The following is an 18760-nucleotide window of genomic DNA, read 5'->3' on the forward strand; positions in this document are numbered from 1 at the left end:
ATGCAATAGTCTTTGGATCACCACCATGCTCACCACAAATACCAAGCTTAATATCAGGTCTAACAGATCTACCAAGACCAGCAGCCATCTTAACGAGCTTACCTACACCATCGACATCGATAGTTGCAAATGGATCATATTCATAGAACTGCTTGTCAGGGTCGTTTACCTAGTGACCTAAGAATGATGCAGCATCATCACGTGAGAAACCACAAGTCATCTGAGTAAGGTCGTTAGTACCGAAGCTGAAGAACTCTGCAGTCTTAGCAATTTCATCTGCTGTAATTGCTGCACGTGGAACTTCAATCATAGTACCAATCTTGTAAGCAACCTTTAAGCCCTGCTCATCAAATACTTTGTTGATAACATCGATAGCTTTATCACGACAGAAATTGAACTCCTTATAGATACCAACAAGTGGAATCATGATTTCTGGCTTAACATCATAGCCTTCTCTCTTAGCCTGAATTGCAGCTTCAATAATAGCTCTAACCTGCATTGCAAGAATTTCTGGATAAACTACTGCTAAGCGGCAACCTCTGAAACCAAGCATTGGGTTAAACTCATGGAGCTTAGAAATCTTCTGAGCAATTTCTTCAACTGAAATACCAAGCTGTAAAGCTGTTTCATGTCTTGTTGTGCTGTCATTTGGAAGGAACTCGTGTAGAGGTGGATCCAAGAGACGAATTGTAACAGGAAGACCATTGAGCTCCTTGAAGATGTTGTAGAAGTCACCTCTCTGCATTGGAAGAAGTTCTGAGAGCGCCTGCTCTCTAGCACCGATAGTATCAGCAAGAATCATCTTTCTCATTGAAAGGATTCTGTTACCACCGAAGAACATGTGCTCTGTTCTACAAAGGCCAATACCTTCAGCACCAAGAAGTACTGCATGGTGTGCATCCTTTGGAGTATCAGCATTAGTTCTAACACCCATTGTCTTAATTTCATTAACATAGCTCATGAACTTCTTGTAGTTTTGGAATAAGAGAGATTCACTTTCTCTCATTGTTCCATCAAGAACCTGCATGATTTCACTTGGCTTTACAGGAATCTTTTGAGTATAAACAGAACCTGTGAAACCATCGATTGCCATGTAGTCACCTTCTGAGAGCATTACACCATTAACTGTAAGTGTCTTCTTGATCTCATCAACATGAATTTCACCACAACCTGATACACAAGGACAACCCATACCACGTGCAACTACTGCTGCGTGAGATGTCATACCACCACGGCAAGTTACTACACCACGTGATACAGCCATACCACCAATATCTTCAGGAGAGGTTTCTTCTCTTACTAAGATTACATCCTTACCTTCTGCAGCTGCATCTTCTGCAGCCTTTGCTGTGAAGTAAATCTGACCACATGCACCACCTGGAGAAGCATTAAGACCTGTTGTTGCAACTTTGCAGTTTAAATCTCTAATAATCTTGTTATCCAAAATAGGAGCAAAGAGCTTATTAAATTCTTGAGCAGGAACTCTTTCAACAGCTGTTTCCTTGCTGATTAAACCCTCTTCTACCATCTCTACCTGGCTTCTAAGCCATGAGAAGATTGTTCTCTTACCATTTCTTGTTTGGAGCATGTAAAGCTTACCTTCCTGGATAGTAAACTCAAGGTCCTGCATATCATGGTAGTGCTTTTCAAGGGTCTCACGAATATCACAAAGCTGTGCATAAACTTCTGGGTTAACATTCTTAAGAGTATCGATTGTCTGAGGAGTTCTGATACCTGCTACAACGTCTTCACCCTGGGCATTCATTAAGTACTCGCCAAAGAACTTGTTTTCACCAGTTGATGGGTCACGTGTAAATGCAACACCAGTACCAGAAGTCTCACCCATGTTACCAAATACCATGCACTGTACGTTTACAGCTGTTCCTAAAAGACCTCTAATATCATTCATTAAGCGGTACTTAATTGCTCTTTCATTATTCCATGAATTAAATACAGCATCGATAGTCTTAAAGAGCTGGTACTCTGGATCAACAGGGAACTCTTCACCTGTAAACTTTTTGTAAACAATCTTATATCTCTTAATTACTTCCTTAAGGTTTTCGATATCAAGCTCAGTATCAAACTTTTTACCATTCTCATCCTTAACAGACTGTAATACTCTTTCAAACTCAGCGTGTGGAACACCCATTACTACGTCACCGAACATCTGAATAAAGCGGCGGTAGCTATCCCAAGCAAAGCGTTCATTACCTGTTTTCTTAATTAATGCTTCGAGAGAATCTGGGTTAAGACCAAGGTTAAGAACTGTATCCATCATACCTGGCATTGACTGTGCAGCACCAGAGCGAACAGATACTAAAAGAGGATTTTCCTTGTCGCCAAGCTTTGCACCCATAAGCTTCTCAAGCTTATGAAGATTAGCAATAACTTCTTCTCTTAATCCTTCTGGATATCCTTTATGTTCATCAAAATAAGCACATGCTTCTGTTGTAATTGTAAATCCTGGAGGAACAGGAAGTCCAATGCTTGTCATGTCAGCAAGGTTAGCACCCTTACCGCCAAGAAGAGCTTTCATGTCTGCAGCTCCTTCAGTCATTCCTTTACCGAAGAAATACACATACTTCTTTTTTTCTTTTTCCATTGCAATTTCCTTCTTTTGTTTTAATTGAATAAATAGCTTATTAATTTTACCAAAAACCCTCATATTGTCAATTCATTATTTGTTTTTAATATAAAAAATAAATTGAAACAATGTTTCGATAATAACATTATAGATGTATCTTTTTTTATGTTTTTGTTACATTTTTTATGTATCATAATACTTTGCTTTAAAAGCAATAAAGCATATTAGTTTTCTTTATCTAAAGCATATTAAATAATGAGAGGATTTAGATAAAATAAGAAAGGACTTAAACAATTCTGTCTAAGTCCCATTAATCTATTAAGCAATTTTGTAGCTTTCAATTATTTTGTATCTATTTGGCATCTTCATCTTTTCAATTGCTCTTTTTTCAATTTGACGAATACGCTCTTTAGTTAATCCATACTGGTCACCAATTTCCTTTAGAGACATTGGCTTTGTATCCTTTAGGCCAAAACGCATGATGATAATCTCTCTTTCCTTATCTGTTAAAGTAGAAAGTAAAGAATCGATATCCTGCTTTAAAGATTTATTAATTACCTCTTCTTCTGGTCCAAGTTGCTCATCTTCAATAAAGTCCCCAACCTTTGAATCTGAAATCTCACCTTTTGTAGCAACAGGTGCATCAAATGAAACCATTTCTCTTGAAACTGCTAAAAGGTCTCTTACAAGATCAGCTTCAAGCCCGCTTTCCTCAGCAATTTCTTCAATTGAAACATCTGTAGAACCAGACTCATGAATTAAAGCTTTTTGAATCTTCTGAATTTGGAAAAGTTCATTAGCTCTATTAAGAGGAAGTCTTACAGCCCTACTCTTTTCACATACAGCCTTCATAATAGATTGTCTAATCCACCAAACTGCATATGAGATAAAGTGATAACCCTTTTCTGGCTCAAACTTATCAATAGCTGTTAATAAACCAAGATTACCTTCATTAATCAAGTCTTCTAGTGGAAGACCTTGTCCCTGATATTTCTTTGCAACAGTTACAACAAAGCGAAGATTTGCGTTAATGAGCTTCTCCCTAGCTCTTTTATCACCTTGCTTTGCTTTCAGAGCTAATTCGTATTCTTCCTCATGAGAGATCATTGGAATGCGATTAATCTCCTTTAAATAGATTGATAATACGTCCTTGTCTTCATCAATGTATGATTCTGAATTTAACATTCTTGCCATTTTAGTTAGCTCCTTATGCCTATAATAAAGCACAAAGCGTGCCAACTTATTTTTTAATTTACTTAATTCCTTATATAATATATATTTAAATATACATATATTATTGTGAAGATTATATGAAGCAAGGGTCAAAATGACGCAAGTTGAATTAATAGAAATTAAAATGGGTTATTTTGACACATATAGTTAAAACGAACTACATTTTGTGTCGTTTTGACACGGAAAGTGAATTTCAATATTTTTTAATATATTCTTTTTTCCACTTGAAGTAATGTTAAAAACACTATCTTCTATATCACATAGGAGGTTTAAATAAGTATCCTTAATTAAATCTGAAACCATATCGCCTTCTGGGAGTGACATAATTAATTGTTTCTTTGTCTTTATATACTTTAAAAACTGTAGAGCAAAGAAATCACAAAAAACTAAATCCTGAAAATTATCAGCACAGCGAATAAAAAAGGTTCTAGTATAAAGCTTTACAGCTTCTCTTTTTGATCCTTCTTTAGCTTTTTTTATAGCCATTTCATAATATTCTAAGCTCATGTCCAAGCGATCTTTGGTCATACTTTCTCAACCCTATGCATTCTAATATACTTTGTTTTTATCTATCGACAAGAGTAATAATAGAAAAAAATGTAACAGTGAGCAAAATTCTCACACCTTTGCTATTTCCCCTTGTCGATTTTTATTCTCTTGGATATATTAGACTCTGTTGTTTAAAAGCAAAATTACATCCAAGGAGATTAATAATATGAAAATTATTCCATTAAACGACAGAGTTCTCGTAAGAAGCACAGTTACCGAAGAAAAGACAGCTAGCGGTCTTTTCATTCCTCAGACAAGTCAGGAAAAGACTCAGATTGCAATTGTTGAAGCAGTTGGTGATGATGAAGCAATCAAAGTAAAGGTTGGTGATAAAGTTCTCCACGATAAGTATGCAGGAACTAATGTAAAGGTAGATGGAGATGATTACCTCATCCTTTCTATGGGTGATATCCTTGCTATCGTAGAGTAAAAATAATTTTTCTACTTTCTAGTGCCTGTCAATTCAGGCACTTTTTTTGTATTCTCTTTTTTATGATTATTAATTCAAGCATTGATGACATTAAGCCTCTTTTTGAAGAGGTATATAGAAAAACCTTTTCACCAAACATTCCAAAACTAGAAGAATCAATTGAAGGAGAAGTCATTTATTCCTACTTCGATAATTCAATACTAGGCTTTGCAACAGTTTGGGAAGAAGATTTTTTTATCCACTTTCTATTTGTAAAGGAAAGTGAAAGACACAAGAAAATTGGAACAAAACTAATAAAGCACCTTCTTAGCACCTACAATTCTCCATTAAAGCTTAAGTGTTTAATCAAAAATGAAGGTGCATTGAAGTTTTATAAAAAGCTAGGATTTAAAGAGTTATCAAGAGGATATTCAGAAGATGGTGAATATGCACTTCTCTCAATAGAGAAAATCCTCGATTCTACGCTCTAGTGATTCATCTAGAAAATCATCAGGACAGTTACATGGTGGAAGCTGAGATAAGAAATACTCTCTACTTCTATTCATTCTTCCATCAAGGATATACGCAACACCTTTATCATCTTTACTTCGAATTAATCTTCCAAGTCCCTGCTTAAGCTTCATTATCATGCTTGGCACAGAGAGCATCATAAACGAGCTTTCACCTTCACTCTCAAGTTTTTCACACCTTGATTTAAAAAGTGGTTCATTAACTTGTGGATATGGAAGCTTTGTTAATATTAAAAGCCTTAATGAATCTCCAGGAATATCTACACCTTCCCAAAATGATTGTGTTGCAAACAGCACACTATCTTTATCATCTCTAAATCTCTTTAATAACTGAGAACGACTTAGTTCCCCATTTTGAATTAATATATTAAAGCCCGCTAATTCAGAGAGAGCTTTAGAACTTACATACTCAAGCATTTTATAAGAAGTAAATAAAACTAAAGCCCCTCCACCACTTGCTCTAACTGCACTAATAATCTTTTCTGCAGCATGGTCAAAATAAAGACTTTCTTGATTATTCTTATAAAGCACCTTTCCATTATCAATTAGTAAAAGTAAGTTTTTCTTGTAATCAAATGGTGATTCAAAGCATCCGGATAAAATCTCTCTTTGGTCTAGTCCAACTTGATTACGAAAGAAATCAAATTCTCTATCGACCTTTAAAGTAGCAGATAAACAAATTACACTATCAAGCTTTTCAAATATCGATTCTCTTAAAATATCAGATACCTCAAGAGGTGAAATCTTTAACTGTACTTCTTCTCTATTTTTATTTTTCTCTCTAGTAAGGTAGTAAACCTTATCCTTAAATTCTTTTATATTTAAAAACTCACTGATAAATGAAGAATATCCTTCAAAGGTACAGATGGCAGAATTAATACCTTGTTGGATATAACTATCCTCATCTGAAAAAGCAGTTTTACCAATAATTGAATTAAGTAATGATGTTATTTTATCTAAGCTTTGTTTAATAGCAATTAAAGATGCACTATATTTAGATAAAAAGAAACTATAGTTTGACTTATCAACTCTTTGCTCAGACCCACTTAAAGACATAACTAATATTGAATTAAGATTGTTAATTATTTTTTCTGCACTCTCTAATTCCTTAATTACATCAAGTGCTTCATTTTCTTTTCCTTTTACTATTCCTGCAGCAAGGGTTATTAAATTACTTGCATTAGCACCATGCTTTACAGCGACTAACTTTCTATACTCCCAAAGAAAACCATAGTATGAAAATACTTGAGTAAAAAGAGAAGTTGCATTCTTATCCATATTATGGCACTCATCGATAATTAATCGATTGTATGGAGGAAGGAGTGCTTTTTCAGTGTAATCCTCATCGTTATCACACCTCTTTTTTGCATCTAAAAATAAAAGGTGATGATTTGTAACAATAATTCCTGCACTTTCTGCCTTTTTTCTACTTTTAAAGAAAAAGCATCTACTAAAGTTTGGACATTTTTGTCCAAGACAAAGTTCAAAATCCGATGCAATATCGCTCTTAAGCACTCCTCTTGGAAGAGCTTGAAGTTCATCAAGAATTCCATCCTCTGTAGTTCTAACCCAAGTAGCAAGCTTACCATCTTCACTTGTAGGGTCAGATGCAAAAATACTTTGGCTTACTGTATTATCTAAATAACGTCTAAGACATAGATAATTTGACCTACCCATTAAAAGTGCAAAGGGAATATCCTTTCCCAGCGCTTTCATCAAAGTTGGTAAATCCTTATCAACAAGCTGTTTTTGCAGTGTTATCGTACTAGTTGCTACTACAGTTTTCTCCCTTGTTTCTTCATAGTGCAATATAGCCGGGACAAGATAACCAAAGCTCTTACCTATTCCAGTACCAGCTTCAATTACCTCAGCCATATTCTCTTCATAGCCCTGCAAAACAAGCTTAGACATTTCAATTTGGTCCCCTCTCTCCTCATAGGAGGAAAAATATTTTGAGAGTGCACCACCGGAGGCTAAAATATCATCTATTTGTAAAGGATCAATCATCCGCTTTTCCATATTCTTCGAGTTTTCGATGTAAAGTTTTTCTACCAATACCTAACATCTCACTCGCTTTTGTTTTATTACCCCCGCAGTAATCAAGAGTACTAATAATAAACATCTTTTCAGCTTCATCTAAGGTAAGTCCAACCTTAATACTTAACTGGCTATCATTATCATGCTCACTTACCTGTTCAGGTAAATCATCAACATCAATAAGTCTTCCTCTAGCAAGAACAACTGCTGACTCAATAGAGTTTCTTAATTGCCTAATATTACCAGGCCAGGAGTAAGAACATAATACTTTTCTAGCAGCAGGAGTAAAACCCTCAATATTTCTATTATTTTCTTTATTAAATTCATTTAAAAATGAATTCATTAAGAGCGGAATATCATCCTTTCTCTCTCTTAGAGGAGGAACTTCGATGTGAACAACATTTAAGCGATAAAACAAATCCTCTCTGAAGTTTCCTTTCTTTACTTCCTCTTCAAGATTTCGATTTGTAGCAGCAACAACTCTAACATCGACATTTAAGGTTTGAGTACCACCTACTCTTTCAAAGGATTTTTCTTGAAGTACTCTTAAGATTTTAACTTGGGTAGCTGCATCGATTTCACCAATTTCATCTAAGAAAATAGTTCCACCATCTGCAAGCTCAAAACGTCCTTTCTTTTGACTAACAGCTCCTGTAAAACTTCCCTTCTCATGACCAAACAACTCTGATTCAAGTAAATTCGCAGATAATGATGCACAGTGCACCTTGATAAAAGGACCATCCTTTCTATCAGATAGGTTATGAAGAGCATCTGCAACTAACTCTTTACCTACGCCCGATTCCCCAGTTACTAATACAGTGGCACGAGTAGGAGCTACCTGCTCTATGGTTCTCATCATCTTAGAAAGCTTTTCACTCTTTCCAATTATTGACTTATTAACCTCTACCTTTTTCTTTAAAGTAGATATTTCTTGAGTGAGCTTAATGTTTTGCTCAATAATCTTACTATTGCTTAATGCCTTTTTAGCAGTAAGCATGATGTGGTCTAAATCTACAGGCTTTGTAAAGAAGTCTATAGCTCCATCCTGCATTGCCTTTACCGCATCCTCAATAGAACCATGTCCTGTTAATACAATTACAGGAAGTGTTGGAAAGGTCGATGAAACTCTTTTAAGTAAATCATAACCAGAGAGTACAGGCATTCTTAAGTCTGTAATAACTAAATCAACACTTTTTTTATTTATTAGTGTCCAAGCGACCTCTCCATTTTCAGCTTCAAGAGTATCATAGCCTTCATCTTCGAAGGCAAGAGTCAGGCCTGAACGTATATTTTTCTCATCATCAACAATTAATACACAAGCCACATCATACCTCCTCTATATGGTCAAGCTGGACACGCTGTGAAGTTGGAACGGGAAGCCTAATATAGAAAGTTGTACCCTTTCCAACTTTACTTTCGACACTGATGTCTCCGCTATGCTCCTTAACAATTTTATATACATTGGTAAGTCCAAGACCGGTACCTGTAGCCTTTGTTGTAAAGTATGGTTCAAAGATTTTTGCAAGATTCTCTTCTTTAATACCACATCCTGTATCGGAGATTGAAAATAGAACAAAGTCCCCATCGTTTTTTACACTTAATGTAAGAGTACCACCATCATCCATGGCATGAATTGCATTTTGAATAATATTTAATAGAGCTTGGTTAATGTGTTGCTTATCCATCATAAGTTTTGGTAAGTACTTTTCAACCTGCCAAACAAGCTTTATCCCATGGCTTTCAATTTCAGGAGATATAAACTCACAAAGACCTTTAAGGATTTCATCAACACTACAAAGCTTTAAATCAATATTCATTGGTCTAACTGCAAATAAGAAATCAACAGCAATTCTATTAAGACGTTCAATTTCCTCTTCAATTACATTTAAGTACCTAGAAGCATCTTCCTCAGTTAAAGCAGTCTTTTTTACAAAAGCTTTATGTAATAGCTGTAAATGAATTTGCATTGCAGCAAGAGGATTTTTTATCTCATGAGCAATTCCAGCAGCCATAGTAGTCATACTAGCTAAGGATTCACTTCGTCTTAAGCGTGCTTCCCTTCGCTTTTCCTCAGTAACATCCCTTACATTAATATCAAGGTAATCCCCTTCCTCTGTTTCAACGATTCTATGGGTAATTAGAATAGTTCTAACCTCACTACCTACTTGGAAGTTAAATTCCTTTTCATCTCTAACATTTTTTGCACTAAGAGTTACAAGGTAATCTAATACCTCTTTATCAACAACTAAATCCTTAATGTGCTTACCTTCAGCATTCTTTCTTAAATATCTTCTATCTGTAGGAAGAAGGGTACAAAATGAAGTATTTACATACCTAATTATTTTGTCCTTAATAAGCAAATGTCCAATAGGACTTTCCTCCAAAATAGCATCAAGCATATCAGCTTCTGCTATTTGCATTCTTACTAATTTCTCAACTTCCTTTTTAGGAAATTGATCGAGTCTATCAATGGCTCTCTTGAGAAGTTTATTACTCATTTCTTAAACTCCTTTCAATTCTATCAATCATTATTTTTTTATTTTGGTTATATATTGTAGAATCATTAAAAATATTTGAAAGACTTTTTAAAGCCTTCATTGCTCTAACATCTCTATCAAGCAAAGCTTTCTTCTCAAATTTTTCATATAAATATTTAACAAAGAGAGGATAAGTATCAAATTCATCTAAAAATGCATTAATTGTATTTAAATTATCATAGCTATCTTTTTCTCTCTTAACAAATGCTTTTTCAAAAAAGGAATTAACAATTTTTATTAATTGATTATTATCAAAACCTGCTTGAACGTAGAAAAACTCCTCTAATGAGGAATCTGCTTGTTTGAAAAAAGTATTAATAACAAAATTTGATGTTAAATTACTATCAATCTCATTAAACTCATACTTTCTTACTCGAGATAATATAGTATCTAAGATTCTAGATTGATCTTGGCTAATTAAGATTAAATGAGCACCAGGCATAGGCTCTTCTAGTAGCTTTAATAAGCTATTCATTGCACCTACAGTTACATCTTCAATATTTTCAAAGATAACAACCTTTCCTCTTTCACTCTCAAGCTGTAAGAAGGCTTGTACATCCCTAATTTGATCAATTGTAAATCCTGATTTTTTCTTTGATGAAGAGAAAAATGAAGCTAATGCCTTATCATATGATGATAAAAACTTATCAAAGGTTTTATCATCCATATCATCTTGGTAAGTAAGTAATACATCTGATAGTTCTGCAGCAGCTTTAAATAAGTCTTTATCACTACTATTAGAAAGTGCTGGGTGACAAGATAGAAGCATTATCCTTGTCTCTCTGAGTAAAAGATCCCAGGATCTTTTATTTCTTGAAGCTGAAAACAGATTTCTTAATGCCTTTAACCTTAATGCAAAGTTTCTAGAAGATAAAATAATTAAATCACTTACATCTAAGTCTTGAAAGTGATTACTTTCATTTAATAAATTAAGACCAAGTTCGATTGCTCCTGTCATTCTAGAAGAAAACTTTGGTCCTAAAAACATTATTGATTGAGGAACCTTATTGTTTTCAAGCTCCTCTGATATTCGACTTGCCATATATGGCTGAGTCTTCTCTAAATTACTTAATCTCATAAGCTTAATACACTTTCAAGAGTTGAAATTGTTTCAGGAAGTAATGGTTCTATTACTCTAGTAATAAAAATCGATGAGTTAAATAAATTAGAAAAATCAAAGATGTTTTGTAGTGTTAATACATACATAATTACTGATAAGAAAAATAGTGATGCAATCAAGCCCCAAAAGAATCCTAAGATGTTATTAATCGCACCAAGATGAAAGCTATCAACAATGGTTTCAATTGCGTTTCCAAGTATTCTTATTAGTAAGTACCCAATTAACACTAAAATCACAAAGGCAATAAGACTTGTCGTCCATCCTGGAAGCTTAACATTTATTACATCTGTTAATTTCTCACTTAACTTAGAGGTAAACATAATACCAGTAAAGAATCCTGCAATGAGGCCTCCTACATGGCTAAATTCTGCAACAAAGCCTCTGATGCAGTTAACTACTGCGCTTAACATCACGATTATAAAAATTATTAAATCAACAACACCTACTGATAGTGAACCTATATTAATTACATAATCCATCTAAATATTACTCCTTAATGTTTAAAATTATTTTGCTAATTGCTATAGAAGAATTAGCAACACTAATTTTTTTCTCGGCATCTTCCATCTTTCTTAATTCTTCAGAATCGTTAATTAGTGAAAGAATATCGGATAAAAAATCATCACTCTTTTTCATTACTTTAGCACAACCTTGCTCTTCTGCCCACTTTGCATTTTCAATTTGATCCCCCCTACTAGCATTTAATGAAAGAGGTATTAAATACATTGGAGTATTGATACTAATTAATTCCGATAGAGTATTTGCACCTGCGCGTGAAATTACTAAGCTCGCTTTAGAGAGGATTGATGCATATTCCTTATCAATAAAGCTATAAGAACTATACCCCTCTTTTTTTATATTAAAGTTTCCATAGCGTCCTGCTTGGTGGATGATATTTGCACTCTTTAATAACTCATCAAGGTTTTTATATATTAGCTCATTAATTTCAACTGCACCTTGAGATCCACCCAACACTACAATTAACGCTTTATCTTGTTTTTCCTTCTTTAAGGCAATTAAATCACTTCTAATTGGATTTCCAGTATATATATATTTAGAAGAATTTAAATTACTATTTGGAAAACCCAAACATACCTTCTCGCAAAATTTCGAATTAATTTTATTAGCCAGTCCCATTGATCTATCAGATTCATGGGTAATGCATCTAATTTTTAATACCTTTGCAGCAACTACAGGAGGAACTGATACAAATCCACCTTTTGAAAAAAGTACATCTGGTTTTTCCTTTCTTAAAACTTTTAAAGCTTGGAAAAATCCAACTAAAATAAATAAACAGTCTGAAATATTTTTTACAGAAAAATATCTTCTTAATTTTCCACACTTTATTGGGTAGTATTTTACACCCCTATCTTCAACATATTTCTTTTCAACCTCTTTCTCACTTCCGATATAAAAGAAGGTTGATGAACTATCTATCTTTTTTATGCTATCCATAACACTTAAACATGGAATTACATGTCCAAGTGTACCTCCACCGGTGAGAGCAATCTTCATAAGCTTAAGTTTATTTACATACACATACAGAGTCAATACGAAACAACTGTTTCTTTTTGACACATTTTTTATTCGATTCAGTCATTTGACTTTTCTTTTGTCCTATCCTTTTGTATTATATTCACTATGGCAAATAAATTTCTCGCAGCCCTCTTTGGGGGTACAAAACAAGACAAAGATATTAAAAGATTAAAACCAATAGTTGAAAAAGTTAATTCCCTTTCTTCTTGGGCTGAAAAGCTAACTCAAGAAGAGATGATAAATTTAACAAATACTTGGAAAAGTGAAGTACAGAGTAACAAAAAAACATTAGATGAGTTACTTCCTGAGGCTTTTGCAATTGCTCGCGAAGCATCCTTCAGAGTACTTGGTGAAAGACACTATGATGTCCAGATTATGGGTGCTATAGTACTCCATCAAGGATCAATTTTAGAGTTAAAAACAGGTGAAGGTAAAACCTTAACTTGTGTACCTGCTGCATACTTAAATGCACTTGCAGGAGAAGGTGTTCACATCGTTACAGTTAACGACTACCTTGCTGAGCGTGATGCTACTTGGATGGGTCCAATTTACGAGTATCTAGGTTTAAGTGTTGGTGTTATTCTTTCTACTCAAGATAATCAAAGGAAGAAAGAAGCTTATAGTAAAGATATTACCTATGGAACTAACAATGAGTTTGGCTTCGACTATTTAAGAGATAATATGAAGTGGAGACTTGAAGATAAAATTCAACCTAAGCACCACTTCTGTATCGTCGATGAAATTGACTCAATCTTAATTGATGAAGCTAGAACTCCATTAATTATCTCTGGTCAAGCTGAAGATGACTCTGCATCTGTTAGAAGAGCTGATTCAATTGTTCAATTCTTAAAGGAATGTGAAAAAGATCCTGAAACAGGTGAATACTATGAACTTTCTAAGTTTGAAATGCTTGATAAAAATGCTGTAGCTCAATTTGATGAAAAAGGTGACTACAGAATCGATGAAAAGAGCAAAAACATTACATTTACAAAGCAAGGTATTACTCACCTTGAGCAAATATTAAAGAGCCAAGGATTATTAATAACTAGCAAAGATGAAAATGGTGAAGATACTACTAGTATCTATGATGATGGTAACTTTGAATACATTCACTACGTTACTGAGGCTGTAATTGCCCACAAGATGTTTGAAAAGGATGTTGACTACGTAGTTAAGGATGGAGAAGTACAAATTGTTGATCAATTCACAGGAAGAATTCTTCCAGGTAGAAGATATAACAATGGTCTACACCAAGCTATTGAAGCTAAGGAAGGTGTTAAGATTCAAGCACAAAGTAAGACCTTTGCAACTATTACCTTCCAAAACTTCTTTAGAATGTACGATAAGCTTTCTGGTATGACTGGTACTGCTGATACCGAGGCAACAGAATTTAAGCAAATTTATGACCTTGATGTTGTTGTAGTTCCTACTAATAAGCCAGTTAAGAGAGTCGATTTACCAGATTTAATTTACTACGATGAAAAACAAAAGTTTAATGCAATCGTTGAAGAAGTAAAGAAAATTCACCAAACAGGTCAACCTGTATTAATAGGCACTGTATCAATTGAAAAGTCAGAAGTTCTTTCTGCCCTCTTTAGAAGAGCTGGTATTAAGCATGAGGTATTGAATGCTAAAAACCATGCACGTGAAGCTTTCATTATTGGTGAAGCGGGCTCAAAGGGTGCTGTAACTATTTCTACTAACATGGCTGGTCGTGGTACTGATATTAAGTTAGGTGGTTCTCTTGAGCACCTTGCATTAAAGAAAGTTGGAACAGAGGCAAGTCCTGAAGAGCTTAAAAAGGCTATGGAGGAGCTTCGCCCTGAATGGGAGAAAGCAAACCAAGAAGTAAAAGCACTTGGGGGTCTTTACATTATTGGCTCTGAGCGCCATGAATCACGAAGAATTGATAACCAGCTACGTGGTCGTTCTGGTCGTCAAGGTGATCCAGGTACTTCTCGCTTCTTCGTCTCTCTTGATGATTCACTCATGCGCCTATTTGCTTCCGATAATGTAAAAAACATTGTTGGTAGGCTTGGACTTAAAGATGGTGAACCTCTTGAAAACAAGATGCTAACAGGTGCTATTGAAAAGGCACAGCTTAGAGTTGAAGAGAGAAACTTTGAAATTCGTAAGCGTCTGCTTGATTATGATAACGTTCTTAATGAACAGAGAAATTATATATATGAGCAGAGAGATGAAATCTTAAAGGATACAGATCTTTCTAAGCGCGTACTTGATAATATCTCTGATTTAGTTGCTTCAATCTATGAAGAGAATAAAAAGGATGTAAAAGCATTTAGAGATGCACTTTTAAGAGAATTTACAACTGATTTCTCTCTTTCAGAAGAAGAACTTACAAGCCCAAATGTACTTGATATAATTAACAGCAAGGCTGAAGCTATAATTAAAGAAAAGGAAGAGTTAATTTCTAAGGAGCAATTTAATATCTTCTTAAGAAGTCTTTACTTAAGAAATATTGATAAGCGCTGGATCGACCACCTCGACGCTCTTGAGGATATTAAGGATGCAGCATCATTAAGAAGCTATGCTCAAAAGAATCCTTTAGTTGAGTATAAAAACGAAGCTGGAGATGCATATGATAGAATGCTTAATGAGATAAGTGAAAATATCTGTAAGATGGCTATCGCAGTTAAATTCACACTTCGAACCCCTTCTAGCCAAACTCAAAGAGGAGCCCAAATTGTTTTAGGTCCAAAGAAGAGAGAAACTCATATTACAGAACAAGCTCAGCTGAACAATACTGTAATTCGTACTACTCAAAAGATTGGTAGAAATGATCCATGTCCTTGTGGTAGTGGTAAAAAGTATAAAAACTGTTGTGGTAGAAATTTCTAAGGAAGGAAAATGTGGAAAAAGTAATTACTTATACTCTTAATGCTGGTAATTATAAAGCTGAGATTATCAACTATGGTGCAATGATTAAATCATTTTACATCGATGATGTTGATGTAGTATTAGGTCTTCAAGATTACGATACTTTTGCTTCGGAGAAAGGATTTTTATCACAAGTAGTGGGACCATTTGCTAATAGAATTAGTAATGCTGAGTTTACTATGGATGGAGTAAAATATAAGCTTGAAAACAACAGAGGATCATACAATATCCACTCTGGTTCAAGAACCTTTGGTAAAGTTTTTTGGGATTGTATCGAAAAAAGTGATGATAGCGTAACTCTATTCCTACACTCCCCTGAAAGTGCGGGCTTCCCTGGTGATATCGATACAACTCTAAAGTATACTCTCACATGTGATGGTGAATTAAAGCTTCACTATACTATGACAACTACTAAGAAAACTCCAGTAAATATCACAAACCACGTATACTTTACTCTTGGTAAAAAGGACTCTAGAGATATTACTATCACACTTCCAGCTGATAGCTATGTCGCAACAGATAGAGAAGGTATTCCAACAGAAATCACTCCTGTTGAAAACACTGAGTTTGATTTAAGAAAGCCTGTTAAGGTAGGTTCATTAAGAGGTGGAGATTTTGATCACTGCTTTATTCTAAATAAGGATGCAGTGATAAAGGCTGAAAGTGATGATTTAGTTTTAACATGCACAACAGATCTTCCTGGTGTTCAATTCTATACTGCAGGTGGTATGAATAAAAAAGAAAAAGCAAAGGATGGTTCTGCCTTAGTTCCATTTTCTGGCTTTGCACTAGAAAGTGAATACTTCCCTAACTTCCCGAATCGTCCAGACTTTAAAGGAAAATTCCTCCTTCCGGGTGAAATATACGAAACAGAGACAGTATATAAATTAAAAAGAAAATAAGACATCTAGGTACTATGCATAATAAATCTTGCATAGTACTTTTTTTTGTCCCCCATTCGTTTCATTTTTTATTAAGGTGTTGAATTTTATCATGCAAGATAAATTTATCTTGCAACAATGAGTAAATTTATGCTTTTTCAATAGTAGCAAAATGCTTTTTACTCTTTTCATAATAGCTAATACCTACTAATAAAATATTTCCTTTATAGAGTTCTAAAGCACTTGGATATTTCTTCTCTCTAATTTGATTAATAGCTGTATTGACACATTTATTCCTTTTTAATTCAACAACAATTGCAGGTTTATTAGGTACATAAGGAATGAAAACAATATCAGCATAACCATTTCCCGCAGGCAGTTCATTTACAATTGTATAGTAGCTATCTGCATAGAAATAAGCTAATCTAATGACGCTTTGGAAAGCATCTTCATTATTATATGTCAGATTATTGGTAATTAACATATGAGTTTCTTCAATTGACTTTGCAACAGCTTTTGAATCTAAAGCCCAAGTATCATTTAGTAGTTGTCTAGACTTGTTTATTACATTTAAAACTTTTTCATAATTTGGTGTATTTTCTATTGAATGAATCCATTCATTTTTTATTTCATAATTAGGAATAAAACATTCTTCTGTATCATGGTCGTATGCTAAATATCCAATATGAATTAAATAAGTAAAAACATCATCCTTAGAATTAAAACTATCTAATTTATTAAGGAACTTTTTGACATTAACATGTACTCTGGAACCTGAAATCATAGAGATTATATCATCTTTTATTCCTTCAAAATTTAATAAAATAAAGTTTTTTAAAGCTTCATATGAACCAGTTTGAGTCCAATATGATTCACATTTATTATTTCTTAATGCATCAATTACAGATTTTGGAGAATATATTTCAATATCATTTAAATTATATCCATCATACCATCTCTTAACTTCTTCAAAATCTAGATTATGCTGTTCACATAAAGCTTTAGTTTCAGAAGATGTAAAACCTACAAAGGAAGAAAAGTACCCAGCATTAAGCATTGTAAATTCTTCAAAATTATTTAATTTTGATTGAACAACATCTCTTACGATAGGGAAAATTCCTGTTAAATAAGCTAAGGCTATAGCCTTTGAAACATTATTATTTTTAAAAATTCCGTTTAGGAAAGATAAAAAAGATTCTAATTCTTTATTATCTTTCTCTCTAACAATAATATCATATTCATCTAAAACAATGATAAACTTTTCTTTTGTTGCTTCATAAACTTTTGAAATAGCAATAGCTAAATTATCCTCTGCTTTGATTTTAACATTAGGATAAGATTTAACAATTTCAGGAACAACACTTTGATTTATAAAATCTACAACAGTTAATGAATTATTTTTATTGCATAAACATCCATTAATATCGATATTCAAAACATTATACTTATTGATATGATCTTCAAATGATTTATCATTAGCTATTTTTAAATCAGAAAAAATATGGTGTGAATCACAATCTTTTGAGTAATAAGCTGTAATCATATTTACAGCCATTGTTTTTCCAAAACGCCTTGGACGAGAAACACAAACAAATCTAGAATTTGTATTTATCAAAGAATTTAACTTAGAAATTAATAGTGACTTATCAACGTAATATGGAGTATTTCTATCAAGTTCAAGATTTTCAACCCCCGGATTTAAATAAATACCCATAATACCTCCAAGTAATTATAATAAATAAGTATATGATATTATAATAATAAATAATTATACTTAAAAAGCAACATATGTGTTATCACTTACACCATCTTTTAATATTGAATTAAGATATAAATAAAATGATAAGTCTTTGAGGTTATTTTCCCAAATACTCCATCCTTTATCATTTTTAGTTGCAGTGACCTTGCCTGCAAAATACTCTCTATTTAGTTTTGCTGCAAAGTCTAAAGCGACTTTTACATCTGTAGAATTCAAACCTTTCTTTTCAATTTGCTTTTTTAGTTTATTAATTGTGGTATCGTCAAAGAAAGTTTCTGAATAAGTTGGAAAATCCAAAAGAGATGGAAGCATTATGTTGTTTTCCTTTGCCCAAGAGGAAACATCAACACTTTTTGTTTCATAGCTAATTAGCTTATTATCTTTAATTTTTATTACGCCATATTGATTAGGAGATACAGCTAATGATGAAGCGGCAATATCAGTAAAGTTTGTATCTTTATTTATGTGTTGTAAATGTAAGTGTCCAGATAGATTTAGGATATTAAGCGGGAATCCTCGGTAATTCAATTACCGAGATGAAAGCACAAAATAGTAATTGCTAAAACATATGCATGTGATATAATAAATTATGAAGATAAATCTTGTTCAGTACAGAACTTGCTCATATAGTATGGAATCATTCTTACTATGTTGAAACTGTTGGATGCATATCCGAGGAAACCGTAA

General features: G+C 33.6%; 15 protein-coding genes. 4 read left to right on the forward strand and 11 right to left on the reverse strand.

Annotated elements, in window-relative coordinates; translation table 11 throughout:
- Positions 1–169: 169 nt before the first annotated feature.
- From ppdK to SOY52_RS06790, 3 genes are all read right to left on the reverse strand, one after another.
- Positions 170–2602, reverse strand: a complete 2433-nt coding sequence (ppdK, locus tag SOY52_RS06780; RefSeq protein ID WP_414429596.1) for a pyruvate, phosphate dikinase — start codon at positions 2600–2602, stop codon at positions 170–172.
- Positions 2603–2902: 300 nt separating this feature from the next.
- Positions 2903–3778, reverse strand: a complete 876-nt coding sequence (locus tag SOY52_RS06785) for an RNA polymerase sigma factor RpoD/SigA (RefSeq protein ID WP_320848204.1) — start codon at positions 3776–3778, stop codon at positions 2903–2905.
- 186 nt (positions 3779–3964) lie between these two features.
- Entirely contained in the window at positions 3965–4324 is a 360-nt protein-coding gene (locus tag SOY52_RS06790) for a hypothetical protein (RefSeq protein ID WP_320848205.1), read from the reverse strand.
- Positions 4325–4532: 208 nt separating this feature from the next.
- Between SOY52_RS06790 and SOY52_RS06795 the strand changes: the two genes are divergently transcribed.
- Together SOY52_RS06795 and SOY52_RS06800 are read left to right on the forward strand one after the other, a co-directional pair.
- Positions 4533–4796 carry a co-chaperone GroES gene (locus SOY52_RS06795; RefSeq protein WP_320848206.1) on the forward strand — a complete coding sequence of 88 codons (264 nt, stop codon included), beginning with the start codon at positions 4533–4535 and terminating at the stop codon, positions 4794–4796.
- A gap of 62 nt (positions 4797–4858) precedes the next feature.
- Positions 4859–5266, forward strand: coding sequence for a GNAT family N-acetyltransferase (locus SOY52_RS06800; RefSeq protein ID WP_320848207.1), 408 nt, complete (start codon positions 4859–4861; stop codon positions 5264–5266).
- On the opposite strand, the gene SOY52_RS06805 is transcribed toward SOY52_RS06800, so the two are convergent.
- The 6 genes from SOY52_RS06805 to SOY52_RS06830 are packed head-to-tail and all read right to left on the reverse strand — an operon-like array spanning position 5234 to position 12514.
- Positions 5234–7312, reverse strand: coding sequence for an ATP-dependent DNA helicase (locus SOY52_RS06805; protein ID WP_320848208.1), 2079 nt, complete (start codon positions 7310–7312; stop codon positions 5234–5236). The genes SOY52_RS06800 and SOY52_RS06805 overlap by 33 nt on opposite strands.
- Positions 7305–8666 (reverse strand): sigma-54 dependent transcriptional regulator, encoded by a 1362-nt coding sequence (locus tag SOY52_RS06810; protein ID WP_320848209.1) that lies wholly within the window; start codon positions 8664–8666, stop codon positions 7305–7307. Before SOY52_RS06810 ends, SOY52_RS06805 begins: the two co-directional genes overlap by 8 nt.
- A gap of 1 nt (position 8667) precedes the next feature.
- Positions 8668–9840: a two-component system sensor histidine kinase NtrB gene (locus SOY52_RS06815; RefSeq protein ID WP_320848210.1), complete on the reverse strand. Its 1173-nt coding sequence runs from the start codon at positions 9838–9840 to the stop codon at positions 8668–8670.
- Positions 9833–10921 (reverse strand): hypothetical protein, encoded by a 1089-nt coding sequence (locus SOY52_RS06820; protein ID WP_320848211.1) that lies wholly within the window; start codon positions 10919–10921, stop codon positions 9833–9835. Before SOY52_RS06820 ends, SOY52_RS06815 begins: the two co-directional genes overlap by 8 nt.
- A 32-nt stretch (positions 10922–10953) precedes the next feature.
- Positions 10954–11478, reverse strand: coding sequence for a CvpA family protein (locus SOY52_RS06825; protein ID WP_320848212.1), 525 nt, complete (start codon positions 11476–11478; stop codon positions 10954–10956).
- Between the two features lie 7 nt (positions 11479–11485).
- Positions 11486–12514 carry a UDP-N-acetylglucosamine--N-acetylmuramyl-(pentapeptide) pyrophosphoryl-undecaprenol N-acetylglucosamine transferase gene (locus tag SOY52_RS06830; RefSeq protein ID WP_320848213.1) on the reverse strand — a complete coding sequence of 343 codons (1029 nt, stop codon included), beginning with the start codon at positions 12512–12514 and terminating at the stop codon, positions 11486–11488.
- A 126-nt stretch (positions 12515–12640) separates the two neighbouring features.
- On the opposite strand from SOY52_RS06830, the gene secA reads away from it, so the two are divergent.
- Positions 12641–15394 carry a preprotein translocase subunit SecA gene (gene secA, locus SOY52_RS06835; protein ID WP_320848214.1) on the forward strand — a complete coding sequence of 918 codons (2754 nt, stop codon included), beginning with the start codon at positions 12641–12643 and terminating at the stop codon, positions 15392–15394.
- An 11-nt stretch (positions 15395–15405) separates the two neighbouring features.
- A complete protein-coding gene (locus tag SOY52_RS06840) occupies positions 15406–16335 on the forward strand; it encodes an aldose epimerase family protein (RefSeq protein ID WP_320848215.1) in 930 nt (309 codons plus the stop codon).
- A gap of 127 nt (positions 16336–16462) precedes the next feature.
- Here SOY52_RS06840 and SOY52_RS06845 read toward each other — a convergent pair whose 3' ends face one another.
- Positions 16463–18028, reverse strand: a complete 1566-nt coding sequence (locus SOY52_RS06845) for an AAA family ATPase (protein ID WP_320848216.1) — start codon at positions 18026–18028, stop codon at positions 16463–16465.
- A gap of 60 nt (positions 18029–18088) precedes the next feature.
- A complete protein-coding gene (locus SOY52_RS06850) occupies positions 18089–18601 on the reverse strand; it encodes a hypothetical protein (protein WP_320848217.1) in 513 nt (170 codons plus the stop codon).
- Positions 18602–18760 lie beyond the last annotated feature (159 nt).

Origin of the sequence: Bullifex sp. (assembly GCF_034103065.1) — a bacterium.
Taxonomy (GTDB): domain Bacteria; phylum Spirochaetota; class Spirochaetia; order Sphaerochaetales; family Sphaerochaetaceae; genus Bullifex.